This is a genomic window from Allorhizobium sp. nf9_anc (assembly GCF_056323085.1).
The window spans coordinates 3,618,301-3,644,914 of sequence record NZ_CM150481.1; the positions used below are offsets into that span (position 1 = coordinate 3,618,301).

29 protein-coding genes are annotated in these 26,614 nt (G+C 60.8%); 18 read left to right on the forward strand and 11 right to left on the reverse strand.

Features of this window, described 5'->3' with window-relative positions; genetic code table 11:
- Window positions 1–23: 23 nt before the first annotated feature.
- The 9 genes from msrA to deoA all read left to right on the forward strand — a co-directional run bounded on the left by msrA (window position 24) and on the right by deoA (window position 8,894).
- Window positions 24–683, forward strand: coding sequence for a peptide-methionine (S)-S-oxide reductase MsrA (msrA, locus tag AC02Y0_RS17715; RefSeq protein ID WP_476380146.1), 660 nt, complete (start codon window positions 24–26; stop codon window positions 681–683).
- A 255-nt stretch (window positions 684–938) separates the two neighbouring features.
- Window positions 939–1,931 carry a BMP family lipoprotein gene (locus AC02Y0_RS17720; RefSeq protein ID WP_102020616.1) on the forward strand — a complete coding sequence of 331 codons (993 nt, stop codon included), beginning with the start codon at window positions 939–941 and terminating at the stop codon, window positions 1,929–1,931.
- A gap of 68 nt (window positions 1,932–1,999) precedes the next feature.
- Window positions 2,000–3,520: an ABC transporter ATP-binding protein gene (locus AC02Y0_RS17725; protein ID WP_102020615.1), complete on the forward strand. Its 1,521-nt coding sequence runs from the start codon at window positions 2,000–2,002 to the stop codon at window positions 3,518–3,520.
- Between the two features lie 7 nt (window positions 3,521–3,527).
- Complete coding sequence (locus tag AC02Y0_RS17730) at window positions 3,528–4,631, forward strand: ABC transporter permease (RefSeq protein ID WP_444558285.1); 1,104 nt, start codon at window positions 3,528–3,530, stop codon at window positions 4,629–4,631.
- 10 nt (window positions 4,632–4,641) lie between these two features.
- Window positions 4,642–5,613 carry an ABC transporter permease gene (locus tag AC02Y0_RS17735; protein ID WP_102020613.1) on the forward strand — a complete coding sequence of 324 codons (972 nt, stop codon included), beginning with the start codon at window positions 4,642–4,644 and terminating at the stop codon, window positions 5,611–5,613.
- A gap of 2 nt (window positions 5,614–5,615) precedes the next feature.
- Entirely contained in the window at window positions 5,616–6,008 is a 393-nt protein-coding gene (locus AC02Y0_RS17740; protein WP_102020612.1) for a cytidine deaminase, read from the forward strand.
- The gene (locus tag AC02Y0_RS17745) at window positions 6,005–6,811 is read left to right on the forward strand and encodes a purine-nucleoside phosphorylase (RefSeq protein WP_476380147.1); all 807 of its coding nucleotides are present in this window, start codon (window positions 6,005–6,007) and stop codon (window positions 6,809–6,811) included. The genes AC02Y0_RS17740 and AC02Y0_RS17745 overlap by 4 nt, the downstream gene beginning before the upstream one ends.
- Entirely contained in the window at window positions 6,798–7,574 is a 777-nt protein-coding gene (deoC, locus tag AC02Y0_RS17750) for a deoxyribose-phosphate aldolase (protein WP_476380148.1), read from the forward strand. Before AC02Y0_RS17745 ends, deoC begins: the two co-directional genes overlap by 14 nt.
- A gap of 3 nt (window positions 7,575–7,577) precedes the next feature.
- A complete protein-coding gene (gene deoA, locus AC02Y0_RS17755; protein ID WP_476380149.1) occupies window positions 7,578–8,894 on the forward strand; it encodes a thymidine phosphorylase in 1,317 nt (438 codons plus the stop codon).
- 277 nt (window positions 8,895–9,171) lie between these two features.
- Here the strand turns inward: deoA and AC02Y0_RS17760 are convergent, their stop codons facing one another.
- From AC02Y0_RS17760 to AC02Y0_RS17790, 7 genes are all read right to left on the reverse strand, one after another.
- Window positions 9,172–9,690, reverse strand: a complete 519-nt coding sequence (locus AC02Y0_RS17760; protein ID WP_476380150.1) for a TIGR02281 family clan AA aspartic protease — start codon at window positions 9,688–9,690, stop codon at window positions 9,172–9,174.
- A 124-nt stretch (window positions 9,691–9,814) separates the two neighbouring features.
- Window positions 9,815–10,444 carry a uracil phosphoribosyltransferase gene (upp, locus tag AC02Y0_RS17765; RefSeq protein WP_102020607.1) on the reverse strand — a complete coding sequence of 210 codons (630 nt, stop codon included), beginning with the start codon at window positions 10,442–10,444 and terminating at the stop codon, window positions 9,815–9,817.
- 106 nt (window positions 10,445–10,550) lie between these two features.
- Window positions 10,551–11,519 carry an adenosine deaminase gene (locus AC02Y0_RS17770; protein WP_476380151.1) on the reverse strand — a complete coding sequence of 323 codons (969 nt, stop codon included), beginning with the start codon at window positions 11,517–11,519 and terminating at the stop codon, window positions 10,551–10,553.
- Complete coding sequence (locus AC02Y0_RS17775; RefSeq protein WP_476380152.1) at window positions 11,516–12,736, reverse strand: phosphopentomutase; 1,221 nt, start codon at window positions 12,734–12,736, stop codon at window positions 11,516–11,518. The genes AC02Y0_RS17770 and AC02Y0_RS17775 overlap by 4 nt, the downstream gene beginning before the upstream one ends.
- 87 nt (window positions 12,737–12,823) lie before the next feature.
- Window positions 12,824–13,447: a TadE/TadG family type IV pilus assembly protein gene (locus tag AC02Y0_RS17780; protein ID WP_476380153.1), complete on the reverse strand. Its 624-nt coding sequence runs from the start codon at window positions 13,445–13,447 to the stop codon at window positions 12,824–12,826.
- Window positions 13,444–14,085: a TadE/TadG family type IV pilus assembly protein gene (locus AC02Y0_RS17785; RefSeq protein WP_476380154.1), complete on the reverse strand. Its 642-nt coding sequence runs from the start codon at window positions 14,083–14,085 to the stop codon at window positions 13,444–13,446. Before AC02Y0_RS17785 ends, AC02Y0_RS17780 begins: the two co-directional genes overlap by 4 nt.
- A 109-nt stretch (window positions 14,086–14,194) precedes the next feature.
- Entirely contained in the window at window positions 14,195–14,566 is a 372-nt protein-coding gene (locus AC02Y0_RS17790; protein ID WP_476384074.1) for a pilus assembly protein N-terminal domain-containing protein, read from the reverse strand.
- 500 nt (window positions 14,567–15,066) lie between these two features.
- Here AC02Y0_RS17790 and AC02Y0_RS17795 point away from each other — a divergent pair, with 500 nt between their 5' ends.
- The 9 genes from AC02Y0_RS17795 (at window position 15,067) to AC02Y0_RS17835 (ending at window position 23,989) form a co-directional block, all read left to right on the forward strand.
- Window positions 15,067–15,252, forward strand: coding sequence for a Flp family type IVb pilin (locus tag AC02Y0_RS17795; protein ID WP_476380155.1), 186 nt, complete (start codon window positions 15,067–15,069; stop codon window positions 15,250–15,252).
- A 135-nt stretch (window positions 15,253–15,387) separates the two neighbouring features.
- Entirely contained in the window at window positions 15,388–15,900 is a 513-nt protein-coding gene (locus tag AC02Y0_RS17800; protein WP_476380156.1) for an A24 family peptidase, read from the forward strand.
- A gap of 114 nt (window positions 15,901–16,014) precedes the next feature.
- Window positions 16,015–16,827, forward strand: a complete 813-nt coding sequence (gene cpaB, locus AC02Y0_RS17805; protein WP_476380158.1) for a Flp pilus assembly protein CpaB — start codon at window positions 16,015–16,017, stop codon at window positions 16,825–16,827.
- A 13-nt stretch (window positions 16,828–16,840) separates the two neighbouring features.
- The gene (locus AC02Y0_RS17810) at window positions 16,841–18,397 is read left to right on the forward strand and encodes a type II and III secretion system protein family protein (RefSeq protein WP_476380159.1); all 1,557 of its coding nucleotides are present in this window, start codon (window positions 16,841–16,843) and stop codon (window positions 18,395–18,397) included.
- 59 nt (window positions 18,398–18,456) lie between these two features.
- Window positions 18,457–19,134 (forward strand): CpaD family pilus assembly protein, encoded by a 678-nt coding sequence (locus AC02Y0_RS17815; RefSeq protein ID WP_476380160.1) that lies wholly within the window; start codon window positions 18,457–18,459, stop codon window positions 19,132–19,134.
- A gap of 33 nt (window positions 19,135–19,167) precedes the next feature.
- Complete coding sequence (locus AC02Y0_RS17820) at window positions 19,168–20,457, forward strand: CpaE/TadZ family protein (protein ID WP_476380161.1); 1,290 nt, start codon at window positions 19,168–19,170, stop codon at window positions 20,455–20,457.
- Window positions 20,458–20,483: 26 nt separating this feature from the next.
- Complete coding sequence (locus tag AC02Y0_RS17825) at window positions 20,484–21,968, forward strand: CpaF family protein (protein ID WP_476380162.1); 1,485 nt, start codon at window positions 20,484–20,486, stop codon at window positions 21,966–21,968.
- Window positions 21,969–21,973: 5 nt separating this feature from the next.
- The gene (locus tag AC02Y0_RS17830; RefSeq protein ID WP_476380163.1) at window positions 21,974–22,990 is read left to right on the forward strand and encodes a type II secretion system F family protein; all 1,017 of its coding nucleotides are present in this window, start codon (window positions 21,974–21,976) and stop codon (window positions 22,988–22,990) included.
- A 12-nt stretch (window positions 22,991–23,002) separates the two neighbouring features.
- Complete coding sequence (locus AC02Y0_RS17835) at window positions 23,003–23,989, forward strand: type II secretion system F family protein (RefSeq protein ID WP_476380164.1); 987 nt, start codon at window positions 23,003–23,005, stop codon at window positions 23,987–23,989.
- A 17-nt stretch (window positions 23,990–24,006) separates the two neighbouring features.
- Here the strand turns inward: AC02Y0_RS17835 and AC02Y0_RS17840 are convergent, their stop codons facing one another.
- From AC02Y0_RS17840 to AC02Y0_RS17855, 4 genes are all read right to left on the reverse strand, one after another.
- Window positions 24,007–24,162 (reverse strand): hypothetical protein, encoded by a 156-nt coding sequence (locus AC02Y0_RS17840; protein ID WP_167494934.1) that lies wholly within the window; start codon window positions 24,160–24,162, stop codon window positions 24,007–24,009.
- Window positions 24,163–24,254: 92 nt separating this feature from the next.
- Entirely contained in the window at window positions 24,255–24,719 is a 465-nt protein-coding gene (locus AC02Y0_RS17845) for a CoxG family protein (protein WP_476380165.1), read from the reverse strand.
- A gap of 102 nt (window positions 24,720–24,821) precedes the next feature.
- Window positions 24,822–26,126, reverse strand: coding sequence for a nicotinate phosphoribosyltransferase (gene pncB, locus AC02Y0_RS17850; RefSeq protein ID WP_476380166.1), 1,305 nt, complete (start codon window positions 26,124–26,126; stop codon window positions 24,822–24,824).
- Window positions 26,127–26,258: 132 nt separating this feature from the next.
- A complete protein-coding gene (locus tag AC02Y0_RS17855) occupies window positions 26,259–26,558 on the reverse strand; it encodes a hypothetical protein (protein WP_476380167.1) in 300 nt (99 codons plus the stop codon).
- Window positions 26,559–26,614: the final 56 nt, after the last annotated feature.

The window sequence follows — 26,614 nt, forward strand, 5'->3', positions numbered from 1 at the left end:
GTCCTGGCCTCAGGAGGTAAAAGATGTTCCTGATCGACATGTTCAACAAGAAGACTGTGATGCCAACGGCGGAGAACGCCCTTCCCGGCCGGGCCGAGCCGATCCCGACGGCCGCCACCCATTTCGTGTCCGGCCTGCCCCTCAAGGGACCGGCACCTGAGGGCATGAAGACCATCTATCTCGGCATGGGCTGCTTCTGGGGTGCGGAGCGGCTGCTCTGGCAGACGCCGGGCGTCTATCTCACCGTGTCCGGCTATCAGGGCGGCATCACGCCCAATCCGACCTATCAGGAAACCGTCACAGGGCTGACCGGCCATACTGAGGTGGTGAAGGTGGTCTATGATCCTGCGAAGATCTCGCTGGAAGGGCTGCTGAAGATCTTCTTCGAGGCGCATGATCCTACCCAGGGGATGCGTCAGGGCAATGACATCGGCACAACCTATCGCTCGGCGATCTATGTCGAGGACGAGGACGACATGGCGCTTGCCATCGCCGTTCGCGACCGGTTCCAGGAAGCACTGGTGAAGGCCGGGCGCAACAGCCGGGTGACGACCGAAATCGCCCATGCCGGTCCGTTCTACTATGCCGAGGATTATCACCAGCAGTATCTGGCGAAGAATCCGAATGGTTACTGCGGCCTGCGCGGCACCGGCGTCGCCTGCCCGATCTCGCCCGCTGCTTAAGGGCGAATGCCCAAAGGTGCAGCATAAATCCCATTGATCTGACTGATTTTTCAGCGCGCGGCGCTGAAAAATCAGCAGGCTTGTGAATCTTTACCAGATGAAAAAAATCTGGTGAATTTTGAAACGAGCCATGCAAGGATGAAAGCCAGCCAGGACCTCCGGAAAAGGGGGCGGCGGTTCCGCAGACATGTCTTTCTCATGAGGAAGGCTTGCGGGAGGACCCAACAAGATCAATAGCAACAACAGGGCTGCACCATGAAGAAAACCCTCCTCAGTCTCTTTGCCTTGGCCGCGATGTCGGCGACCGCGCTTGCGGCCGACGTCAAGCCGGCGCTGGTCTACGGCACGGGCGGCAAGTTCGACAAATCCTTCAACGAAGCCGCTTACGGTGGCGCCGAGAAGTTCAAGGCCGAAACCGGCATCGACTACCGCGACTTCGAGCCGACCAGCGACACGCAGGGCGAACAGGCTATCCGCAACTTCGCTTCGCGCGGCTTCAACCCGGTTGTCGCCGTATCCTTCGCCTGGACCTCGGCCGTCGAAAAGGTTGCCGCTGAATTCCCGGATACCCAGTTCGTGATCGTCGATTCCGTCGTCGACAAGCCGAATGTCCGTTCGGTTGTCTACAAGGAAGAGGAAGGTTCCTACCTCGTTGGCCTGCTGGCCGGCATGGCTTCCACCACCGGCAAGGTCGGCTTCGTCGGCGGCATGGACATCCCGCTGATCCGCAAGTTCGCCTGCGGCTACGAGCAGGGCGCACGCGCTGCCAAGGCTGACATCCAGGTCTTCCAGAACATGACCGGCACGACCGGTGCTGCCTGGAACGACCCGGTTCGCGGCGGCGAGCTGACCAAGAACCAGATCGACCAGGGTGCTGATGTCGTTTACGCGGCAGCCGGTGCAACCGGTCTCGGCGTTCTGCAGACAGCTGCCGACAACGGCAAGCTGTCGATCGGCGTCGACTCCAACCAGAACCACCTGCATCCGGGTTCGGTTTTGACCTCGATGGTCAAGCGCGTCGACCTCGCCGTCTACAACGCTTACTCGGATTCGAAGAACGACAAGTTCACGCCCGGTCTGCAGGTTCTCGGCGTCGCACAGGAAGGTGTTGCCTACGCCCTGGACGACAACAACGCCAAGCTGATCACCGAAGAGATGAAGGCTGCTGTCGAGAAGGCCAAGGCCGACATCGCTGCCGGCACCATCAAGGTCCATGACTACATGTCGGACAATTCCTGCCCGAAGTGATCTGAAAGCCGGGCGCAGGACGGCGACATCGTCGTCCTGCGCCCTTTTTGTATGTCTGGGGGACCGGAATGAGTGCAACGAACCAGGCACCCGCGATCGAATTGATCGGCATCGACAAGAAGTTCGGTGCGGTGCATGCCAACAAGAACATCAATCTGACGGTCGCCAAGGGCTCCATCCACGGCATCATCGGTGAAAACGGCGCCGGCAAATCGACGCTGATGTCGATCCTCTACGGCTTCTATCAGGCCGATCAGGGATCCATCCAGATCGACGGCAAGCCGATCACGATCAAGGATAGCCAGGCTGCCATCAATTCCGGGATCGGAATGGTGCACCAGCACTTCATGCTGGTCGAGAATTTCTCCGTGCTCGAAAACCTGATGCTCGGCGCCGAAGGCGGCGCTCTGCTCGGCAAGGGTACGGATGCCGCGCGTGCAGCGCTGAAGAAGCTGGAAGAAGACTACGAGCTGGAAGTGGATCCCGATGCGATCATCGAGGAGCTGCCTGTTGGTCTGCAGCAGCGCGTCGAGATCCTGAAAGCCCTCTATCGCGGCGCCGAGATCCTGATCCTCGACGAACCCACGGGCGTTTTGACGCCGGCGGAAGCCGACCACCTGTTCAAGATCCTCGGTGTACTGCGCGACCAGGGCAAGACGGTCATCCTGATCACCCACAAGCTGCGCGAGATCATGGCGATTACCGATACGGTGTCGGTCATGCGCCGGGGCGAAATGGTCGCGACCCGCAAGACGGCGGAAACGACGGTGGAGGAACTCGCCGAGCTGATGGTCGGCCGTCGGGTTCTGCTGCATGTGGAGAAGAAGCCGGCCAATGCGGGCGAGATCTTCCTCTCGGTGCGCAATCTGACCGTCAAGGACAACCGCGGCGTCGTCATGGTCGATAACGTCTCCTTCGATGTGCGCTCCGGCGAGATCGTCGGGATCGCCGGCGTGGCCGGCAATGGCCAGAGCGAACTTCTCGAAGCAATCACCGGCATTCGCAAACCAACCTCGGGTGAGATCTGGATCAACGGCAATAATGTTGCCGGCCTCGACCCGGCGGAACTGCGCGGCATCGGTGTGGCGCATATCCCGGAAGATCGCCACCACATGGGTCTCGTGCTTCCCTTCGAGGAAAGCCAGAACGCGATCCTCGGCTATCACCGCGACGAGCGCTATGGGAAGGGTATGTTCCTGAACCCGGACCTCATTCGAAAGGCTGCGGTTGAAGAGATCGAGAAATACGACATCCGCCCGCCGAACCCGCGGCTGAAGACCGCCAACTTCTCGGGCGGCAACCAGCAGAAGATTGTCGTTGCCCGCGAAATCGAGCGTGATCCGAAGCTCTTGATCGTCGGCCAGCCCACACGCGGCGTCGACATCGGCGCGATCGAATTCATTCACAAGCGGATCGTCGAGACGCGCGACGCCGGCAAGGCCGTGCTGCTCGTCTCCGTCGAACTGGACGAGATCCGCTCACTCTCCGACCGTATCCTGGTAATGTTTGCCGGCAAGGTCGTCGGCGAGAAGACGCCTGATACAGGCGAACAGACACTCGGCCTGATGATGGCCGGCATTGCCGCTTGAGGATTTGATGAGCACTGCATCCGTACCACTTCCAAACTGGATCAATTATGCGCTGCTGCCGCTGATCAACCTCACGCTCGCCTTTCTGGTGTCGGGCCTCGTGGTCTGGATCATCGGGGAGAACCCCTGGGAGGCGCTGAAGCTGATGCTGGAAGGCGCGCTTGGCAGCGGCGAAGGCATTGGGTTCACGCTGTTTTATGCGACGAACTTCATCTTCACCGGGCTTTCTGTCGCGGTTGCCTATCATGCCGGCCTGTTCAATATCGGGTCGGAAGGTCAGGCCTATCTTGGGGGCTTAGGCGCAGCACTCGCGGCGCTTGCGCTCGATCACTACGTGCCGTGGTATGTCACCATGCCGTTTGCGATCATGGCGGCAGCCCTTTTCGGTGCGGCCTGGGCGCTGATCCCGGCCTGGCTGCAGGCGAAGCGCGGCAGCCATATCGTCATCACCACGATCATGTTCAATTTCATCGGCGCAGCGCTGATGGTCTATCTGCTGGTCAACGTGCTGATCGTTCCCGGCAAGATGGCGCCTGAGACCCGCACCTTCCTCGAAGGCGGCCAGCTGCCGAAGCTTGACTGGCTGATTGCCATGTTCGGCGGCACGCTCGGACCTGCCCCGTTCAACGTGTCCTTCCTGATCGCGCTGGTCATGTGCGTTGTCGTCTGGGTGCTGATCTGGCGCACCAAGCTCGGCTACGAGATGCGCACGCTCGGGATCAGCCGCTCGGCGGCCGCCTATGCCGGCATTCCCTATGTGAAGATCGTCATGATCACCATGCTGATCTCCGGCGGTCTCGCCGGCATGATGGCGCTGAACCCGGTGCTCGGGGCCTCCGCCCGCCTGCAGGTGGAATTCGTGGCTGGCGCCGGTTTCGTCGGGATCGCTGTGTCGCTGATGGGGCGCAACCATCCGCTCGGCATCCTGCTTGCCGCCATCCTGTTCGGCATCCTCTATCAGGGCGGTGCGTGGCTTTCCTTTGATATGCCCAACATCACCCGCGAGATGATCGTGGTCATCCAGGGCCTAGTAATCCTGTTTGCCGGCGCGCTCGAATTCATGTGCCGGCCGATGATCGTGCGCATCTACCAGTCACTGACAAAGGCCTGAGGACGCGACCATGGAATCATTTGACATGCTCATCAGCATCCTCGGCTCGACGATCCGTCTGTCGATCCCGCTGATCCTGGCGGCCCTTGCCGGCCTCTATTCGGAACGCGCCGGTGTCTTCGACATCGGGCTTGAAGGCAAAATGCTGGCGGCAGCCTTTGCGGCAGCCTGCGTTGCCTATCTCACCGGTTCGGCCTGGCTGGGGCTGTTCTCGGGTATTGCCGTTTCGCTCGTTTTCTCGCTGATCCACGGCTTTGCCTCGATCACCAATCGCGGCAACCAGATCGTTTCCGGCGTGGCGTTGAACTTCGTGGCGGCCGGCCTGACTGTCGTGCTTGGCCAGGCCTGGTTCGGCCAAGGCGGACGCACGCCACAGGTTTCGGGCGACGGGCGTTTTGCCCCGATCATCCTGCCGGGTGCCGACATGATGCGTGAGGTGCCGATCATCGGGCCGCTCTATTCCAACGTCATCTCCGGCAACAACATCCTGACCTATATCGCCTTCCTGGCGGTGCCGATCTCCTGGTGGGTGCTTTATCGCACGCGCTTTGGCCTGCGGCTCCGCGCTGTCGGTGAAAATCCGGGTGCGGTCGATACGGCCGGCATTTCGGTGACTTTCCTGCGCTACCGCGCCGTGCTGGTGGCGGGCCTGCTCTGCGGCATTGCCGGAACCTATCTGGCGATCGCCCAGTCGGCGGCCTTCATCAAGGACATGTCGGCGGGCAAGGGCTTCATCGCGCTTGCAGCCCTCATCTTCGCCAAGTGGAAGCCAGTGCCGGTGATGTTCGCCTGCCTGCTGTTCGGCTTCCTCGATGCGCTGGCAAACTTCATGCAGGGCAAGGAGATCCCTGTCATCGGCGAAGTGCCGGTGCAGCTCTTCCAGGCCCTGCCCTATATTCTCACCTGCATTCTGCTTGCGGGCTTCATCGGCTCTGCCAATCCGCCGAAGGCCGGTGGCGTCGCATATTCCAAGGAGCGTTGATCATGGCGCATGATCTTTTCGAAGCCGCGCGTGACGCGATGAAATTCGCGCATGCGCCCTATTCGAAGTTCCCGGTAGGGGCTGCGATCCGTGCCGATGACGGGCGCATCTATACCGGCGCCAATATCGAGAACCTCTCCTTCCCACAGGGCTGGTGTGCCGAGCCGACGGCGATCGGCTGCATGATCATGGGCGGCGGCAAGAAGATCATCGAGATGGCCGTGATTGCCGAGAAGCTGGCGCTTTGCCCGCCCTGTGGCGGTTGCCGTCAGAAGATCTCGGAATTCGCATCCGCCGACACCAAGATCTTTCTCTGCGACGAAGTGGGTGTGCAGAAGACCATGACCATGGACGAGCTTCTGCCGCTCAGCTTCAAGACGGACATCCTCGGATGAAGGCGGCCGTCGATCTGCTCGTCGAGCGGCTCAACGGGCTCGTTCCGCGCCATGCGATCGTGCTCGGCTCGGGCTTGGGATCGCTGGTCAACGAGGTCCGCGATGCGGTGCGCGTTCCGTATGCGGAGCTTCCCGGATTTCCGTTGAGCGGCGTGTCGGGCCATGCGGGCGAGATCGTTGCCGGTTACCTGGGACGCACGCCCGTCATCATGCTCGCCGGACGCATGCATTACTACGAGCACGGCGATGCGAATGCGATGCGCAAGCCGATCGAAGTGCTAATGGGGCTTGGCGTGAAGTCGCTGATCCTCACCAATGCGGCGGGATCGCTGCGTGAAGACATGCCGCCCGGATCGGTCATGCAGATCACCGATCACATCAACTTCTCCGGCAAGAACCCGCTGATCGGCGAGCCAAGCGACGGGCGCTTCGTCGGCATGACATCGGCCTATGATGCCGAGCTGCAGGCAGCCATGCGGGCAGCCGCTGAAGCAGAAGATGTGCTGCTCTCGCAGGGCGTCTATATGTGGTTCTCGGGCCCGAGCTTCGAGACGCCGGCAGAGATCCGCATGGCGCGTGTGTTGGGCGCCGACGCCGTCGGCATGTCGACCGTGCCGGAGGTTATTCTCGCCCGGTTCTATGGCCTGAGGGTTGCAGCTGCCTCCGTGATCACCAATTATGGGGCAGGCATGACCGGTGGCGAACTGAGCCACGAGGAAACCAAAGACATGGCGCCGATCGGCGGCAAACGTCTGGCCACCATCCTGAAACGGATGATCGGCGGAGGAAATGACATTGGATAATCAAGAACTGCGCGCTGTCGCTTCGCGGGCGCTTTCGCTGCTCGACCTCACCAACCTGAAGGACGACTGCACGCCCGAACAGATCGTGACGCTGTGCGGGCGTGCCCAGAGCGCCTTTGGACCGACGGCTGCGATCTGCATCTGGCCGCGCTTCGTTATGCAGGCGCGCACCCTGCTTGGCCCCGACAGCCCGATCCGGATTGCGACCGTCGTCAACTTCCCCTCGGGCGAGATGAAGACCGAGGACGTGCTGGCGGAAACGCGGGATGCCGTGGCTGATGGCGCTGACGATATCGATCTGGTGATCCCTTACCGGGCGCTCGCCAACGGCGATGAAAAGGCGGTGAAGGACATGGTTTCGGCGGTGAAAGCTGCCTGTGGTCCGGCGATCCTGAAGACGATCCTGGAAACGGGTGAGCTCAAGGATATCTCGCTGATCCGCCGCGCCTCGGACCTTTCGATCGCGGCCGGTGCTGATTTCATCAAGACCTCGACCGGCAAGGTCGGCGTCAATGCGACGCTCGAGGCGGCCGACATCATGCTGCAGGCGATCCGCGACAGCCGCAAGAAGGTGGGATTCAAGCCGGCCGGCGGTATTTCGACGGTGGCGGATGCGGCGCTCTATCTCAGCCTCGCCGATACGATCATGGGTGAGGACTGGGTGATGCCCTCGACCTTCCGCTTCGGCGCATCGGGCCTGCTTGACGATATCAACGCCGTGCTCTCAGGCGAGCGCTCGACGGCTGCGGCATCGGGATACTGAGCCATGCTTCCCCAGGAGATCATCCGGCGCAAGCGTGATGGCGGGACCCTGAGCGGGCAAGAGATTGCCGGCTTCATCGAGGGGCTTTCCAAGGAAACGATTTCCGAGGGGCAGGTCGCGGCCTTCGCCATGGCCGTCTTCTTCAAGGGCATGACGCCGGACGAGATCGTAGCGCTGACGCTTGCCATGCGCGATTCCGGCGACGTGCTCTCCTGGGCAGGCGTCGGCAAGCCGGTCGCCGACAAACATTCGACCGGCGGCGTGGGCGACAATGTCTCGCTGATGCTGGCGCCGATCGTGGCAGCCTGCGGGCTCGCTGTCCCGATGATATCAGGGCGCGGGCTCGGCCATACGGGTGGCACGCTCGATAAGCTGCAGGCGATCCCCGGTTACGACGTGATGCCTGACAATGTCACCTTCCGCCGGACGGTTGACCGCGCGGGCTGCGCGATCATCGGACAGACGGGCGATCTGGCACCGGCCGACAAGCGGCTCTATGCGATCCGCGACGTGACGGCGACGGTCGAATCCATTCCGCTGATTACCGCCTCCATCCTGTCGAAGAAGCTGGCGGCCGGGCTTGAAAGCCTGGTTCTCGACGTGAAGGTCGGCAACGGCGCCTTCATGGCGAAGAGCGAAGATGCAGAGGCCTTGGCGCGTTCGCTGGTTCGGGTCGCCAATGGTGCGGGCGTGAAGACCACGGCGCTTTTGACCGACATGAACGAGCCGCTCGCCGACTGTGCCGGCAACGCGATCGAGGTGCAGAACGCCGTGGATTTCCTCAAAGGTCAGAAGAGCGGTACGCGGCTGGAAGAGGTGACGCTGGCGCTCGGTGCCGAGATGCTGGTGAATGCCGGCGTGGAGACGGACCAGGCGGCGGCACTTGCTCGCTGCGCAAAGGTGCTCGCCTCCGGCCAGGCGGCAGAGATCTTCGGGCAGATGGTCAGCGAACTTGGCGGGCCTGTCGATTTCATGGAGAAGGCGGAAGGCTATCTGCCGCGCGCCAAGGTCGAAGTGGCCGTTCTTGCCGAGCAGGACGGTTATCTGAGCGCCTGTGACACGCGCGGGCTTGGGCTTGCCGTTGTCGCCCTTGGTGGTGGTCGCCAGCGTCCGAGCGACACGATCGACCACGGCGTGGGTCTCTCCGGCTTCAAGCCGCTGGGAACGAAGGTGGCGAAGGGTGAGCCAATCGCCTTCGTGCAGGCCAATCACGAGGCTGCCGCAACTCAAGCTGCGAGCACAGTGGCCGAGTGCTATCGGATCTCGGAAACGAAGCCGGCTGCAACGCCGGTTATCGGGCTGCGCATCGGCGCAGAGTGAGGGCCAGAGGCCTTATACCAAGTCTCGATGATAGAAACCTATAGGATCGGCTCGATCGCCCCTGCTGGCTAGGAGAGGTTCGAAGAGCGATGCTGGCGCATCGGTCGAGGAACTCGACGACGCCAGAAGGGACGAGAAGTCGACCGAAGGTGGCTTATGGCGGGCCTCTGGCGTTGTTGCGCCGCTTGGTCGATGCGACAGCATCGCCCGGCGCGTCGCGCCTAGCCAGCGACCCGCCAAAAGCCATCCTATAGGTTCCTATCACAGAGATTTGGTATTACTGGATCATCCGCAGGACGCGCTTCTCGGCGGTATAGGACTTGAGCTTGCTCATGAAGCTCATGCCAACGAGTGTCGACGTAAGCGCCTCGTCGCTCAGGACGAAGGCATCGACTTCCTTCACCCGGATGCTGCCGATCTCGACACGGTCGAGCACGACATGGGCGGCCTTGATCGAGCCATTGGCGGTGTTGACGTTGTGACGGAAATCAAGCGCTGCTGGGCTGAAGCCAAGCCGGCGGGCGGTGGAAACATTGATCGCCACCGTGGAAGCGCCCGTGTCGACCATGGCGTCAACAGGCTTGCCATTCATCTTGAACGTCCCCGTGTAATGGCCGCCAGGTCCCATGGGGAGAACCATCTGACCGGCATGTCCCACTGAGGGCTTGGCCGCAACCTCTTCGGGAGCGTTCGCTTCGCGTTCATCCAGCATGGCCTGGACCTTCTCCACGATGGTCGGCCACTGGCTGGCGGACAAAGCGAGCATCAGGACTGTGAACAGCGTGCGAGCGAACATCTGAAATCCCCGTGGATCGATGCCGGATGGTAGCAGTCGCTGATCAGAAATTGGATAAGGCACCACGCAAAACGGCCCGAAACCGGGGTTTCGGGCCGTCAAACCTTGCGATCTGGTTAAGAAATCACTTCGTTCCGTACATACGGTCGCCGGCATCGCCGAGGCCGGGCATGATGTAGCCCTTCTCGTTCAAGTGGCTGTCGATCGATGCGGTGAAGATCGGCACGTCCGGATGGGCGGCGTGGAAGTTCTTGATACCTTCGGGTGCGGCCAGCAGGCAGAGGAAGCGAATGTTCTTCGCGCCGCGCTCTTTCAGCTTTTCGATGGCGGCGATCGAGGAATTGCCGGTGGCGAGCATGGGATCGACAACGATGATCAGACGCTCCGACAAGGCTTCCGGCGCCTTGAAATAGTATTCGACGGCCTGCAGCGTCTCGTGATCGCGGTAGACGCCAACATGGGCGACGCGGGCGGCAGGAACCAGCTCCAGCATGCCTTCCAGGAGGCCATTGCCGGCGCGCAGGATCGAGGCGAAGACCAGCTTCTTGCCCTCGAGGATCGGCGACTGCATCTCGGTCAGCGGCGTCTCGATCGTCTCCATGGTGAGCTCGAGATCGCGGGTGACCTCGTAGCAGAGGAGCGTCGAGATTTCCCGCAGCAGGCGGCGGAAGCTTGAGGTCGACGTTTCCTTGCGGCGCATAATCGTCAGCTTGTGCTGCACGAGGGGGTGATTGATGACTGTTACGCCGTCCATGGTCGAGCCTTCTTTTCTTGTTTTCTGAGGTGCTTCTATTTTCACGTTCTCTGAAGAGGCCGCAAGAGCGATGCCGCTTTTTGGTCGGTCTTCAACAGTTGCGGCATCACAACCGGGCGAGAAGCCGCGCACGCGTCTCCTCGTCGACGAAGGCCGCCTCTATGGCTGTGCGCGTCATGCCGTCGATTTCGGCAGGGGTGAAGCCGAATTCGCTCGAAGCCCACTCGTATTCCTGGGCGAGCGACGTGCCGAAGAAGGGTGGGTCGTCGGAATTTATGCAGACCTTCACACCGGCCTCGTGGAATTTCCTGAGCGGATGGCTGGCCAAATCGGGGAAGACCTTCAGCGCGATGTTGGAGCCTGGGCAGACTTCGAGCACGGTGCCGAGATCGACGAGACGGCGGACGAGCTCGGGATCCTCGATGGCGCGCACACCATGGCCGATGCGGGCGGGTTTAACGAGGTCGAGTGCATCCGTGACGCTGAAAGCGCCACAGACTTCACCAGCATGGATGGTGAGGCCGAGACCGGCCTCGCGGGCGATGTCGAAGGCGCGGGCGTAATCCGCCACGCGGCCCATGCGCTCTTCGCCGGCCATGTTGAAGCCGGTGATGAGCGGGTTGTTGCTGCGGGCTGCATATTCGGCAGCGGCAATCACGCTTTCAGGCCCGAAATGGCGCTCGCCAGTGACGATGATGCGGGCTTCGATGCCGGTCGCGGCCTTGGCGGCCTCGATGCCGGCAGTGATGCCGGCGAGGTAGGTATCGGCGCCGAGACCAATCCGGTCGCCGTGATCGGGCGAGACGATGATCTCGCTGTAGATCGTATCCACCGCCGCAAGCTCGCGCAGATAGGTCTCGGTCAAGAGTGCGTAGTCCTCTTCCGTGCGAAAGAGAGCCGCCACACGGTCATAGGCCTTGATGAATTCGGCGAAATCGCTCCAGGCATAGATGCCGTCGCGCATGAAGGTCTCAGGGTCCACGCCGTATTTTTCGGCCTGGGACAGCGCCAGCGCTGGCGGCGCCGCACCCTCGATATGACAGTGCAGTTCGGCCTTCTTCAGTCGGTTCGTCACAGGAAGCTCCGTCCATAGCGACCGGGGGCGATCCCCAGATGCGCCGCGATCGTTTCGCCGATATCGGCATAGGTGTTGCGAACGCCGATGTTGCGCGAGCGCACACCGGGGCCAAAGCACATGATCGGCACCCGCTCGCGGGTGTGGTCTGTGCCGCGCCAGGTGGGATCGCAGCCGTGGTCCGCGGTCATGAGAACCATGTCCCCGGGCTTTAGCTTGCGATGGACCTCCGGCAGGCGGCGATCAAAGGCTTCGAGTGCCGCGGCATAACCCGGCACATCCCGGCGGTGACCGAAGAGCATGTCGAAATCGACAAAATTGGTGAAGACAAGATCGCCGTCTTCCGCCTCATCCATGACCTTCAACGTCGCGTCCATCAGCGCCATGTTGCCATTGGCCTTGATGACACGGGAGACGCCCTGATGGGCGAAGATATCGCCGATCTTGCCGACGGCATGGACCTTGCGGCCGGCGTCTATCAGGCGGTCGAGCAGCGTGGGTTCGGGTGGCAGGACGGAATAGTCACGGCGATTGCCTGTGCGCTCGAAGGTCTGGACAGTTTCGCCGATGAAGGGACGGGCGATGACACGGCCGATATTCAAGGGATCGAGCAGTTTGCGGACGTTCTGGCAGAGTTCGAGCAGGCGTTCGAGACCGAAATGGGTTTCGTGGGCTGCGATCTGGAAGACGGAATCGCTCGAGGTGTAGCAGATCGGTTTGCCAGTGCGGACATGCTCATCGCCGAAGCGGGTGATGACTTCGGTGCCCGAGGCGTGGCAATTGCCGAGGATGCCAGGGAGGTTTGCCTCACGACAGATCGCCTCGACGAGATCAGCCGGAAAGGCTTCCTCGCCTTCGGGGAAATAGCCCCAGTCGAACATGACGGGGGTTCCAGCGATTTCCCAGTGGCCAGAGGGGGTATCTTTGCCTTTCGACACTTCGCTGGCTGCGCCATGCAACCCAAAGACCCGCTCGGGGATCGGCATGCCATGCGGCGTGCTGCCCGTGGAGAGCCTGGCTGCGGCAAGCAGGCCAAGCGCCGACATATTGGGGAGCACCAGTGGGCCCTGGCGCAGGCCTTTCCGGTCACCGGCGCCAGCCGCGCAGAATTCGGCGATATGGCCGAGGGTATCAGAGCCGTCGTCACCATAAGCGGGTGCATCGGGTGCACCACCGATGCCGAAGGAATCGAGAACGAAGAGGAAAGCGCGTGCCATGTGCAACTCACGGCCGGGTCTGGTTTGTTGTGTTTGCCGGCCTTCGCCAGCATCCTTAGCGCCTGTCCAAGGCCTTGGCAAACCTGCTCAGCAGTCGCTGCAGGTGACTTCCGTACCGAGGCGCTGGCGGAAATAGAACTCGCGGCCGATCGTCAGGCTTTTGGCCTGCGTGCCGGACAGGCCGGGCAGGTACATCATCAATTCATGCGTGACGCTGAGTTCGCTGCGGATAAGAAAGGTATCGGCCACCAGCATGTCGGCGGGCACGGGAGCCGTTGTTCCGACGGCATAGGGCGCCACCCCGGTGGTCGACCAGGACCACGCCACCTTGGGAGCCTTGGTGGAGTCGATCTTGATCGCGCTCACCTTGATGACGAGATTATTGGAGGGATAGGGAACGAAGACGGCTCCGGACACATCCGCCATGGTGGCGAGGAAGGTCTTGTTGACCTTTTCCTGGCGGGCGACGAGATCGGCCACGGTGCTGCTTGCCATCGACGTCTTTTTGGCGACGCTCAGACCCATGGTGAGTTCGAAAGCCATGAGATAGAGGACGATGAGCATGGGCGCGATGATGGCGAATTCCACGCCTCCGACACCCTGCCGGTCATGCAGGAAGCGCTTGAGCGTGCTTCGAGCACCCGCCACTCCGCGCTGCAGAGAGGCCACGCTTCGTATCAGCAAGGACATATCTCGGCCGCTGGTACTCATGGATAGTTCTCGTTTTGGAAGGCGGTGGTTGCGACGATCAGGAAGTCTGACGGCATGGAGCCATCGGCGGGGCGAATGGTCGTGATGTAGGGGCGGACGAGATCCGTGATCACCTGCCAGCGGTAGTAGGCGCGCAGCATATTGATCGTGGAGGGGCCGCCGGGCGTGAACTTGAAGCTGGTCGGATCGATATCTGCGTAGCTGGCCGTCGAGACACGCGGGATAGTTTTCGGAATGGCAGCGAAACTCGCAAAGGTCCGGGCGTCGATATAGAGCTTGCTCGGCGTGGTGATTTCACTCTCCGAGCACTGGATCATGATGTTCACCTCGTTGCAGAAGGCTCTGCGGAACTTCGTCACATCCATATCCGTGTCGACACGGTTTAGCTGGTAGGTAATCTGTCCGGTGCGCAGCTGCCGGCCGAGCGTATTGACCGCGTTGGTCACAAGCTGCTCGGCGGCAAAGGCAACAAAGGTCTCGATGATCGCGAAGATGATCAGGAAGTAGGGAATCGCCAAGATCGCGAATTCAATGGCAGCCGCGCCATCTCTCGACCGCGCAAGTTTCCGCCAGAGACGGAAGCGTGGTCTACGGATGCGCTCAATCCTTTGATGTCGATCGATATGCTGGCTCGTCATAGCCTTGTTCACCCTCAAAGATGAGGAGAAGCTACGGGCCAAATGTTGATTTTCCGTTTCCCGAATATTTACACTTTGCAGAGCCGGCTGAACCGAAAACTCGCAAACGTTACGGAGTAGCGCCGGTCTGGGCGTGTTCCTCACAGTTCGGCGTGCAGGAAAGGACGGTGCGTGCCGTCGACTTGAACACGCGGACGGTGCTCGCTTCGTCGATGGACACGAGGATCCGCTCATCGACAATCGCATTGCCATCGGCATCGAGCAGGACGAGGTTGGTGGTTCCGTAAGAGCGGCCGGTCAAGACGATCGTCTTTGAATCGGCGACCGTGGCATCCGCCACCTCCGCATTCCCGACGATAACCTTGCTTACGGGACGATCCAGCTTCAGGACCCGCGCGCTATTCATATAGACACGCAGGATGCCTTCATCCTCCGCAAGCACTGCGGGCGCGGGCGCGACCATGGCAATGGCCAGGATCATGGCTGCGGCAGCGGCGAAACGACGATCGGACATGGACGTGCCTTTGGAATACGCGCGTGAAGAGGTGCCGTGAGGATGCAGGCTTTAGGTGAATGAAGCGTTAAACCGGTGAGAAGGCCGACTCGGGGCCCGTCCCGTCGCCCGCGCACGCCTTTTTCATCGCCAGCGCATGCCCGGAACCCTCAACCTGTGCCATCCCGATACGAAAAAGCGGCAGGACTTGTTAACTCGGCTCTTGCCCCCGTCTGCCAAGCGGGCACGTGCTGCGGCGGATACGCCGTCATGGAAGGCAAAAAGCCGGAAACCCAGGGCATTTCGCGGCATCTTAACAGTCGTCTCCAGCATTCGTTTACCACGGCGACTGCTAGCGGCGTTTCACGATCTGCTAACCGTTTTTCTTAAGTCGATGGCAACACGGCGGCGTTTAGTTTGGCGACATCCGAGCAACGGCAAACAGTTGCCGGCAGTGCTGATCAACCTCGCGGAGTAGGAGAAATAACATGACCAAGCTTTTCGCACGTTTCGTCAAGGACGAGTCCGGCGCAACCGCCATCGAATACGGCCTGATCGCCGCCCTGATTTCCGTAGCGCTCATCACCGGTGCGACGACCCTGGGTACGGCTCTGAACAACACGTTCCAGGGCGTATCGACCAAGATGACCGCCGCCGAAGCCAAGGCTAAGTAATACCGGTTTCGACATTGCATGATAAAGGCCGCCTCAAAGGCGGCCTTTATCAGTTTATGAAGACGTTCACGGCTTCGCTGTTTGCCATTTGCAAACAGATTTCAGCCAGAATGGCGATCTGACTGGGAGCTTCACATGTACAATGCGGCCGTCTTTCTCATTCTTCCGATCTGCCTCGTCCTTGCGTCGTTGACAGACTTCCTGGAGATGAAGATCCCCAACAGGATCCCCGCTCTCCTTGCCGCTTCCTTTGTTGTGATCCTACCGTTTAGTGGACTCAACCTTGTTGAGGTCGGCTGGCATCTGGCGGCGGCCCTGATGGTCTTCAGCGTCTGCTTTACCCTTTTTGCTTTCAATGTCATGGGTGGAGGGGATGCAAAGATCCTCACCGCGGCGGCCCTGTGGTTTGGCTTCAACACGTCCCTCTTCGAGTTCCTGGTGTTTACCGGCTATCTCGGCGGTCTATTGACGGTTGCCGTGATCCTGCTGCGCGCCAACTGGGACAAGCTGGCGACGGTCGGGATGAAACTTCCCCAGACCCTGATGGTCGCCAAGAAAATTCCTTACGCGATTGCCATTGGCGCTGCAGGGTTGATATCGTACCCCAGCTCCCCGCTGGTCGTAGCGGCGATCCAGAACGTCCGCTGAGGCTTGGAAGAAACCTTCCGTTAACTACAATTGTAAGCGGCTTATTAACCATAAGTACACCAATTCCTGATCAATCTTGCCGGCAGAACCTATTGCGTCGCCCGAGGATTGATCATGAAACCCGCCCGCCTCATCATACTCGCTGTCGCCGTCGTGGCCGCCGGTATGGCCGGTCTCCTCGCCATGCGGCTGAGCGGCAATCAGACCGTCATCGTTCAAGACTCTGCCGTTGAGAAGGAACCGACGATCGACGTTCTGGTCTCGGCCAAGAACCTGCCCGTCGGTGCCCGGCTCGATGAAACCTCCATGCGCTGGATGCCTTGGCCGGAGGGGAGCCTCGTCGACGGCTTCATCACCTCTTCCACACGGCCTGACGCGCTCACGGAACTGACGGGCGTCGTCGTGCGCCTGCCGGTTTTCGAGGGTGAACCCTTGCGCCGGGAAAAGATCGCCGATTCTTCGTCCCGCATCCTGTCTGCGCTGCTGCCTTCTGGGAAGCGCGCCGTCTCGACCGAAATCTCGGTTGCGACCGGCGCCGGCGGCTTCATCCTGCCGAATGACCGGGTCGACGTGATCATGGTCCGCAAGGGCGAAGAGGACAACTTTCTGACGGAAACCGTTCTGTCCAACGTGCGGGTTCTGGCAATCGACCAGCAAATCGAGGAAGCGCCCGATGGATCCAAGTCGGTCATCGGTACGACCGCGACGCTGGAGCTGACACCGGACCAGACCAAAGTGATTACAGTTGCCCAGCAGATGGCCGACCGCCTGTCGCTGGCACTTCGTTCCGTCGCCGATGCCCAGGAGGAAGACACTTCCGCCGCCGAGCATCTTTTGAGCGGCGGAGACGGCCAGCCGACCATCCAGGTCATCAAGTCCGGCGAGGTCGTCAAATCGACCGCCTCGCCCGCCAATTCCATGCAGTGAGTGGGGACGCATCGTGGCCAGTCTGACGCACAAACTTCGAGTTTCCCTGACCGCCAGCATTGCCTTTGCTGTGGCAATCAGTGGCGTACCGAACTCATTTTCCAAGCACGAATCGCCCGTTCCCGCCGCTGAAGCAGCACAGGATACGGTACTCCGGATCACCAATTCAGGCCCTGGCGCACGCAGGGCCATCAAGTTGGGCCTGAACAAGGCTCTGGTCGTCGATTTGCCGGCGGACGCACACGACATCCTCGTTGCCGACCCTGTAATGGCCGACGCCGTGACGCGCTCATCTCGCCGGATCTATCTGTTCGGCAAGATGGTCGGCCAGACGAATATCTTCATCTTCGGTGCCGACGGCAACGAGATCGTTAGCCTCGATATCCAGATCGAGCGCGATATCTCGGGTCTTGAAACCAATTTGCGGCGCTTCATTCCAGAATCCGACATCAAGGTCGAAATCGTCTCCGATAACATCGTGCTGACGGGCACCGTGCGCACGCCACAGGATGCGGCTCGCGCCGCCAGCCTTGCCGAAGCCTTCCTCAAAGGCGGTGAAGCGACCACCCGCAACACAACCGCGACAAGCGAGAGCAGCGGCGACGGCGCCGTGGCTATCTATGCTGAACAGAGACAGACGTCACAGATCGTCAATCTCCTGACAATCGAGGGCGAGGATCAGGTGACGCTCAAGGTTACCGTGGCGGAAGTAAGCCGACAGGTGTTGAAACAGCTCGGCTTCTCGGGCAGCATTTCCGATGGGTCGACCGGCATCAGCTATGCCAACCCTTCGAACCTCGGCAATGCGATCGATCCGACCGGTACTGCCACGATTTCCGCCGGTATCGGCGGCCTCGGGATCAACACCTACATCAATGCCATGGAACAGGCCGGCGTCATGCGGACGCTCGCAGAGCCCAGCCTCACCGCGATTTCGGGTGAGCCAGCAAAGTTCTATGTCGGCGGTGAGTTCCGACTCGCCGGGCAGCAAGAAGTTACCAGCGACGAAGAGGGCATATCCATCGACCGCACGACACAGTCGATCGACTACGGGATCGAGCTGAACTTCCGTCCTGTGGTGCTCGCCCCCGGCCGGATCAGCCTGCAGATCGAGACCAATGTCTCGGAACCTACCTGGGAAGCGTCGCAGGTGACGGGCAACATCCTGAACCAGGTCCCCGGTTCGACCTATCTCTCGATCCGCAAGCGCGAAGCGTCGACCACGGTAGAGCTGCCGTCCGGTGGTTCGATCGTCATTGCCGGTCTCGTGCAGGACAACATTCGCCAGGCAATGTCGGGCCTGCCGGGCCTTTCCAAGGTTCCGGTGCTGGGCACGCTGTTCCGTAGCAAGGACTTCCAGCGCAACGAGACCGAACTCGTCATCATTGCGACGCCCTATCTGGTGCGGCCTGTGGCGCGTGGCGCCCTGTCGCGGCCGGATGACAATTTCAACCCCGAGAACGACGGTGCGACCTTCTTCCTGAACAAGGTGAACAAGGTCTATGGCCGCCGCGAGAACAGCGAACCGACCGGCCAATACCATGGCGCGGTAGGCTTCATCTACAAGTGAACGGCGCGAGGATCGTGATGAAACACTCGGCACGTCAAGTCAGGGAAAGTCGGCCAGCCATGGCATCCGCACGTCAGTCATTCCAGCGTCTCGTCCTTTCCAGCCTGCTTCTGGGTTCAGCCGCCGTGCTCACCGGGTGCGGCAGCATGAAGGACCAGATGTCGACATCGGCCGTTCCGGACGACTACCGCACGCGCCATCCGATCATGCTGAGCGAGGTCGAGCACACGCTCGACGTTCCGATCGCCTCCGGCGACCATAGGCTGACGGTGAGCGTGCAGGATTCGATTGCAGGCTTTGCCGCAGACTATCTCTCGGCTTCGACAGGCACGATCCAGGTCATGGTTCCGCACGGCTCGCCGAATACGGGCGCGGCCTCGGCCATGCGCAAGCAGATCCGTCAGGTTCTGACCACGCGCGGCGTGCCTTCGAACCGGATCATCGAGACATCGTATCAGGCTGAGGCGAACAGCAATGCCGCACCGGTGCGGATCAGCTATGTGGCGATCACGGCGATGACCAACCCTTGCGGCGAGTGGCCCGAGGACCTGCAGAACAACACCTTCAGCAACAAGAACTACCACAATTTCGGCTGCGCGACGCAGAGCAACCTCGCCGCTCAGATTGCCAATCCGATGGATCTCGTTACCCCCCGCGACATGGCACCGATCGACGCGACCCGGCGGTCGACCGTCATCGGTCTTTATCGCGACGGAAGTGACACCTCCACGAACTGATGCGGCAGCGGTCCAAGAGGACGGGATGAGAGCATGAACGCGATCGATTATGACATCGGCGATACCAATGACGGATATCACGGAGCTTCCGCGACCGTTACGGCTGGAGACGTCGAGAACCTGCGGCCACTGCCACGCATTTCCATCCATGCCTTCTGCATCAGCGAGACGGTGCATCGGACGATGGAGCAATGCGCAGGCGATCGGCGCATGGCGCGCGTCAGCATGCGCGTTACGCATGGCAATATCTCTGCTGCGGCTAACATGTTCTCGTCGACGCCGACGCCGAACCTGATCATTCTGGAAACGGACGCGGCGCCACGGGATCTCTTGAGCGAACTCGCACCTCTGGCCGAGGTCTGCGACCCGAGTTCTCGCGTCATCGTGGTCGGTCGGCACAACGATATCGCGCTCTACCGCGAGCTCATCCGCAGCGGCATTTCGGAGTATATTGTAGCACCCTTCAGCATGGCCGACATGATGGTGGCGATTGCCTCTATCTTCGTCGATCCCGAGGCTGAACCGCTCGGCCGCAGCATTGCCTTCATCGGCGCCAAGGGTGGTGTGGGCTCTTCCACGATCGCGCATAACTGCGCCTTCGGCATCTCCTCGCTGTTTTCGACCGAAACCGTTCTCGCCGACCTCGATCTCCCCTTCGGCACCGCCAATATCGACTTCGACCAGGATCCAGCCCAGGGCATGGCGGAGGCCGTGTTTTCGCCGGAGCGATTGGACGAGGTTTTCCTCGACCGCCTGCTGACGAAATGTGGTCAGAACCTTTCGCTGCTCGCGGCACCCTCGATGCTTGACCGCGGCTATGACTATGAGCGTGGGGCCTTCCAACCGATCCTCGATGTGCTCCAGCGCAGCGCGCCGGTGACCGTGCTCGACCTGCCGCATACCTGGGCGGACTGGACGCGTGCGGTGCTAGCCGATGTCGACGAGATTGTCATTACCTGCGCGCCCGACCTCGCCAACCTGCGCAACATGAAAAACATGATCGACGCGCTGAAGAAGCTGAGGCCGCAGGACAAGCCGCCGCATCTGATCCTCAATCAGGTGGGGATGCCCAAACGGCCGGAGATCGCGCCGTCTGATTTCTTCGAGCCGCTCGAGCTTGAGCCGGTCGCGATCATTCCCTTCGATGCGCAGTTGTTCGGCACCGCGGCCAATAGCGGTCGGATGATCAGCGAGATGGATGGAAAGTCGCCGACGGCGGAGACCTTCTCGCAGCTTGCCCATCTCGTCACGGGCCGCGCGACGATCAAGAAACCCAAGAAAGCGGGCCTCGGCTCGTTCATCGAGAAACTGCGCAAGAAGTAGACCGGTAACAGGAACAGGTAGAGCTCATGTTTGGCAAACGCGGAAACGACGGTTTCGGCAAAGGCGGGGCGGGCATCGGCACGATCCCGGCACAGCCGGCTGCTGCCGCGCCTGCGGCACGCTCCAGCACGCTGATCGAGCCCGGCAGCCCTGAGGTCAGCAACCGGCAGCAGGTGACACCGCCTTCGATGCAGACCCCGAGCCGCAAGAAGCCACCGCGGACGGAAGACTACTACGACACCAAGAGCCAAGTCTTTTCGGCGCTGATCGACACGATCGATCTGTCGCAGCTGGCCAAGCTCGATGGCGAAAGCGCGCGTGAAGAAATCCGCGATATCGTCAACGATATCATCACGATCAAAAATTTCGCGATGTCGATCTCCGAGCAGGAAGAGCTGCTCGAGGACATCTGCAACGACGTTCTGGGCTATGGTCCGCTCGAGCCTCTGCTGGCACGCGATGATATCGCCGACATCATGGTCAACGGGGCTGGCCAGACCTTCATCGAAGTCGGCGGCAAGACGATCGAATCGGAGATCCGATTCCGCGACAACTCTCAGCTTCTGTCGATCTGCCAGCGCATCGTCAGCCAGGTTGGCCGTCGCGTCGATGAATCGAGCCCGATCTGCGACGCGCGTCTGCCCGACGGTTCGCGTGTCAACGTCATCGCTCCGCCGCTTGCGATCGACGGGCCGGCACTCACCATTCGTAAGTTCAAGAAGGACAAGCTTAATCTCGCGCAGCTCGTCAAGTTCGGGGCGATCACACCGGAAGGTGCAGAAGTTCTGCAGATCATCGGCCGCGTTCGCTGCAACGTCGTCATCTCTGGCGGTACTGGCTCGGGTAAGACGACACTTCTCAACTGCCTGACGGGTTTCATCGATCAGGACGAGCGCATCATCACCTGCGAAGATACGGCAGAACTGCAGCTGCAGCAGCCGCACGTCGTGCGACTTGAAACGCGCCCGCCGAACATCGAAGGCGAGGGCGAAATCACCATGCGTGACCTCGTCAAGAACTGCCTGCGTATGCGCCCTGAACGCATCATCGTCGGTGAAGTGCGCGGACCTGAAGTTTTCGACCTTCTTCAGGCGATGAACACCGGCCACGATGGCTCGATGGGCACGATCCACGCCAATACGCCGCGCGAATGCCTGAGCCGTATGGAATCGATGATCGCCATGGGCGGCTTCTCGCTGCCGGCCAAGACCGTGCGCGAAATCATCTCCGGTTCGATCGACGTCATCATCCAGGCTGCCCGCCTGCGCGACGGTTCGCGCCGCATCACCCACATCACCGAGGTGATCGGGATGGAAGGCGACGTGATCATCACCCAGGACCTGATGCGCTACGAGATCGACGGCGAAGACGCTGGCGGCAAGATCATCGGCCGGCACATGTCGACGGGCATCGGCAAGCCGCATTTCTGGGATCGCGCCCGTTACTACAACGAGGATCGGCGTCTTGCGGCCGCTCTGGATACGATGGAACAGAAGTCGAAGGGGATCTGACCAGCATGTTCGGCATCGATCCCACCATTCTCGCCATTGTGCTCCTGGTCGCCGTCTCGACCGGTGCCGTGGCCTATGGTGTGCTCTTTTCACGGATCGAAACCGACAAGAAGACGTCAAATCGTATCAACCGCGTCAGATCCGCCGAGACGGACACCAATCAGGTGAAGGCAGCACGCGACCGCGTGCAGGAAGTCTCCAAGCGCCGCAAGTCGGTCCAGGACTCTTTGAAAGAGCTTGAAAAGAAGCAGCAGCAGGAGAAAACCAAGAAGGCCAATGCCACGAGCCTGAAGGCCAAGCTGGCGCAGTCAGGCCTGTCGGTGACGCTGACACAGTTCTATCTGATGAGTGCGGTTCTCGGTCTTGTCGTGCTCGCAATGACCTTCCTTTCCGGCATGCCGCCGCTCGTGATGGCTGGCGCCTCCTTCGTTGCGGGCCTCGGTCTGCCGCGCTGGATCGTCGGCTTCCTCGTCAAACGGCGGCAGAAGAAATTTCTCGAGGAATTTCCCAACTCGCTCGACGTCATGGTGCGTTCCATACGGTCAGGCCTTCCCCTGAACGATGCGATCCGGATGATCGCCTCGGATGGTCAGGAGCCGGTCAAGGCCGAATTTCGCCGTATGGTGGAGTCGCAACAGCTTGGTCTCAGCGTGCCCGATTCAGTCGCCCGCATGCACCAGACCATGCCGCTCAACGAAGTCAGCTTCTTTTCCATCGTCATCGCGATCCAGGGTCAGGCGGGCGGCAACCTTTCGGAAGCCCTATCGAACCTCTCCCGCGTGCTGCGCGATCGCAAGAAGATGAAGGCCAAGGTCAATGCGCTTTCGATGGAAGCGAAGGCTTCGGCTGCAATCATCGGCGCCCTGCCCTTTATCGTCGCGCTTCTCGTCTACCTGACGTCGCCAGCGTACATCATGATCCTCTTCACCGATTCCCGCGGACATCTGATCCTCGGCTTCTCGGCGGTCTGGATGAGCATCGGGCTACTTGTGATGCGCAACATGATCAACTTCGAGATCTAAGGAACGGGTGAGATGACGGAAGACTGGGCCGCACAAGTCACCGACCCCGCCCTGCTGATTGCCGTGCTCGTGGCGCTCGCGGTTTTCGGGACCTTTTACACCATCGCGATGCCCTATCTGGAGCGCGGCGACCTGAACAAGCGCATGCGCGCCGTCTCGACCGAGCGCGACCTGATCCGGGCCCGGGAGCGGGCGAAACTGAATGCGGAAACCGCGCAGAGCCGCGCGTCGCTCAGAACGACCAACAACAAGTCCGCGCTGAGTATCGTTGAGCGCTTCAATCTGCGCAAAGCGCTTGTCGACGACACGACCGTCGACAAGTTGAAGGCAGCCGGCCTCAGATCGCAGAACGCACTGAACGTGTTTCTGGTTGCGCGCTTTCTTTTGCCCTTCGCGACCCTTGCGCTCACGGCGTTCTGGATCTTCGTGATGGGAAATCTGGCGGAAAAGCCTCTGCCGATCCGACTTTTTGCCACCATCGTCGGCGGCTATATCGGTTTCTATCTGCCGAACATCTATATTTCGAACCGCATCAGCAAGCGGCAACAGTCGATCAAACGGGCCTGGCCAGATGCGCTGGACCTGATGCTGATTTGCGTCGAATCGGGCATTTCGCTGGAGGCCTCCATGCGACGCGTGTCGGAGGAGATCGGCGAGCAGTCGCCGGAGCTGGCAGAAGAAATGGTGCTGACAACGGCAGAACTTTCGTTCTTGCCCGATCGGCGGCAGGCTCTCGAAAATCTCGGGACACGCACGCAGCTGGACGGCGTCCGGAACGTGGTTCAGGCCCTCATCCAGGCCGATCGATACGGTACCCCGGTTGCCCAGGCACTTCGTGTTCTGGCTCAGGAGGGTCGCGACGAGCGCATGAACGAGGCGGAGAAGAAGGCCGCAGCCCTGCCTCCGAAGCTCACCGTTCCAATGATCCTGTTCTTCCTGCCCGTACTGATCGCAGTCATTCTCGGCCCTGCCGGAATTCAGGTTTCCGACCGGTTCTGATCACCGGTCGAAGCAGGTCAGTGAACGGTCGCGAGTTCTTCTTCGAGGAGCTTCAGCGCATCCTGCAGCGCTTCCACCAGGATATCCGTCAGTTCATCGGATTTGTTCTCGAGAAGCATCAGCTTGACTGCCATGTCCTGCTGCTCGAAATACTGATCAGGTCCTTCGTTCATCGTCATGTCCCCTTAAGGCCGAATCATCTCGGCTGGTTCCACGATGATGATCTTTCCTTGCGCAGGGCTTTCACCGTATTGCCGACGTGCGGTCAAGCTTCCGCCTTCACGTCACCGGCCGTGACGGCGGCGCTGAAGTTCGAGAAGAATTCGCCGGCCAGTTTCTTCGAGGTCGATTCGATCAGGCGGCTTCCGAGCTGAGCGATCTTGCCGCCGACTTCGGCTCTCACCGTATAGGTCAGCAGAGTGGCACCGTCCTCTTCGGACGCGAGCGTGACGTCGGCACCGCCCTTGGCAAAGCCTGCAAGGCCACCCTTGCCCTCACCGGCGATGGTGTAGGAATGCGGCGGGTTGAGGTTCTGCAGTTCGACAGCACCTTCGAACTTTGCCTTGATCGGCCCGATCTTGAGGACAACTTTGGCAGTCATGTGGGTGTCCGAGCTCTTTTCCAGGCTTTCGCAGCCGGGGATCGATTGACGCAGGATCTCGGGGTCGTTGAGCGCCTGCCATACGGTCTCGACCGGCGCCTCGATGCGCTCGCTGCCTTGCATGTCCATCCGGCATTCCTCCCTTGCAGATCGCGGGCTCCCTCCCGCAGCGATCAGACTGCATGGCGAAGGCGGCGGATGCAAGACTGCTAAAGCATCAGAGGGAAATGGTCAGACGAGGACGGCTTGTTCCACGCGGTCCTTGGACCCGAAGAAGCGGAGATAACGCTCGACCTCTGCCGGATCTCCGGTTGCCTTGCGCGGATTGTCCGAGAGCTTAACGGCCGGGCGGCCGTTGGCTTCCGACACCTTGCAGACGATGGAAATCGGCTTCAGACCGGCGATTTCCACGGGCGCGCAGCCGGCGAAATCATTGGTGAGATTGGTGCCCCAGCCAAAGGACATGCGCACGCGACCGGCGAAATGTCGGTAAGTGTCGATGATCGCATCGACATCGAGGCCATCGGAGAAGATCAGCAGCTTCTTGCGCGGATCGCGCCCCATTTTCTTCCACCAGTCGATGATCTTCTCACCACCCTCGATCGGCGGCGCGCTGTCTGGGCGGAAGCCGGTCCAGTCTGCCACCCATTCCGGAGCGTGTTCGAGGAAGGATGTGGTGCCATAAGCATCGGGAAGAACGATCAGAAGGTTGCCGCCGTAGAGACGGTTCCAGTCTTTCAGGACCTGATAGGGTGCTGCCGCCAACTGTTCGTCACTCTTGGCAAGTGCCGCAACGACCATAGGCAGTTCGTGAGCATTCGTACCGACCGCTTCGAGATCGGAATCCATGGCCAGCAGGACATTGCTGGTGCCCGTGAAGGCCGGACCGATGCCTTCCTTCAGGGCATCGACGCACCAGCGCTGCCAGAGGAAGCTGTGGCGGCGGCGGGTGCCGAAATCGGAAATGCGCAGGCCAGGAAGTTCACGCAGGCGCTCGACCTTGGACCACATCTTGGCCTTGGCGCGCGCATAGAGCACGTCGAGTGTGAAATAGCCGAGGGTGCGCATGGCAGCGCGCGAGCGCAGCTCGTTGATGATGGCAAGTGCCGGGATTTCCCAGAGCGTCGTCTCCATCCAGCTGCCATGGAAGGTCAGCTCATATTGGCCGTCGCGCTTGGCCAACTCGTATTCGGGAAGCTGGAGATTGCCGAGCCAGGCGAGGAATTCCGGTTCGAAGATCTGGGCCCGGCCATAAAAGGTGTTACCCGCAAGCCAGATCATTTCCTTCTTGGTCAAACGCAGTGAACGGACATGATCGAGCTGATCGCGCAGCTCCTGCTCGTCGATCTCATCGGCGAGACGAACCGAGGTCGTGCGGTTGATCAGCGTGAAGGTTGCGTTGACTTCGGGATAGAGCTTCCAGATCATCTGGAGCATCAAGAGCTTGTAGAAGTCAGTGTCGATGAGGCTGCGGATGATCGGATCGAGCTTCCAGGTGTGATTGTAGACCCTGGTCGCGATATCTGTCTTGGTCATAATCCACTGCCTTCCCACCCGCAGCAGTCGCTGCGGCGAGCGACCGGAATCTTCGGTCGCTTCCGCAGCAGTTATCGGCAATCGATTTCGGATTGTCCAGTGAGCGAGGTGCACTCATCGGACAGGTTGCGATTACTGGCCCGGGGTCGGGTTAGACTGCGGCATGTTCTGGCCTTCGCTGGCCGTGCCGCTCGGAGATGGAGCGGGAGCGGTCTGCTGTGATTCATTGGCCGGGTTATCAGGCGCAATCGAATTGCCCCACCATTCAGCGGGGATCCAGACCAGCATGGCGAGGATCAGGCCGCCAAGAAGGACGATCAGTACGGGCTTGCCGCGGAAGCCCTGGCGGGCCTCGACCGGGGTCATGGGCTCAGGCTTCAGGCCACGGGTCCGACGATCGGTCGTGTCGGGCATATCGGTTCTGTTGCTCATGGTGATGCTCCCATTGTTCCGAGGCGCTCAAGGCGCCTTTCATCAGGACAAACGGG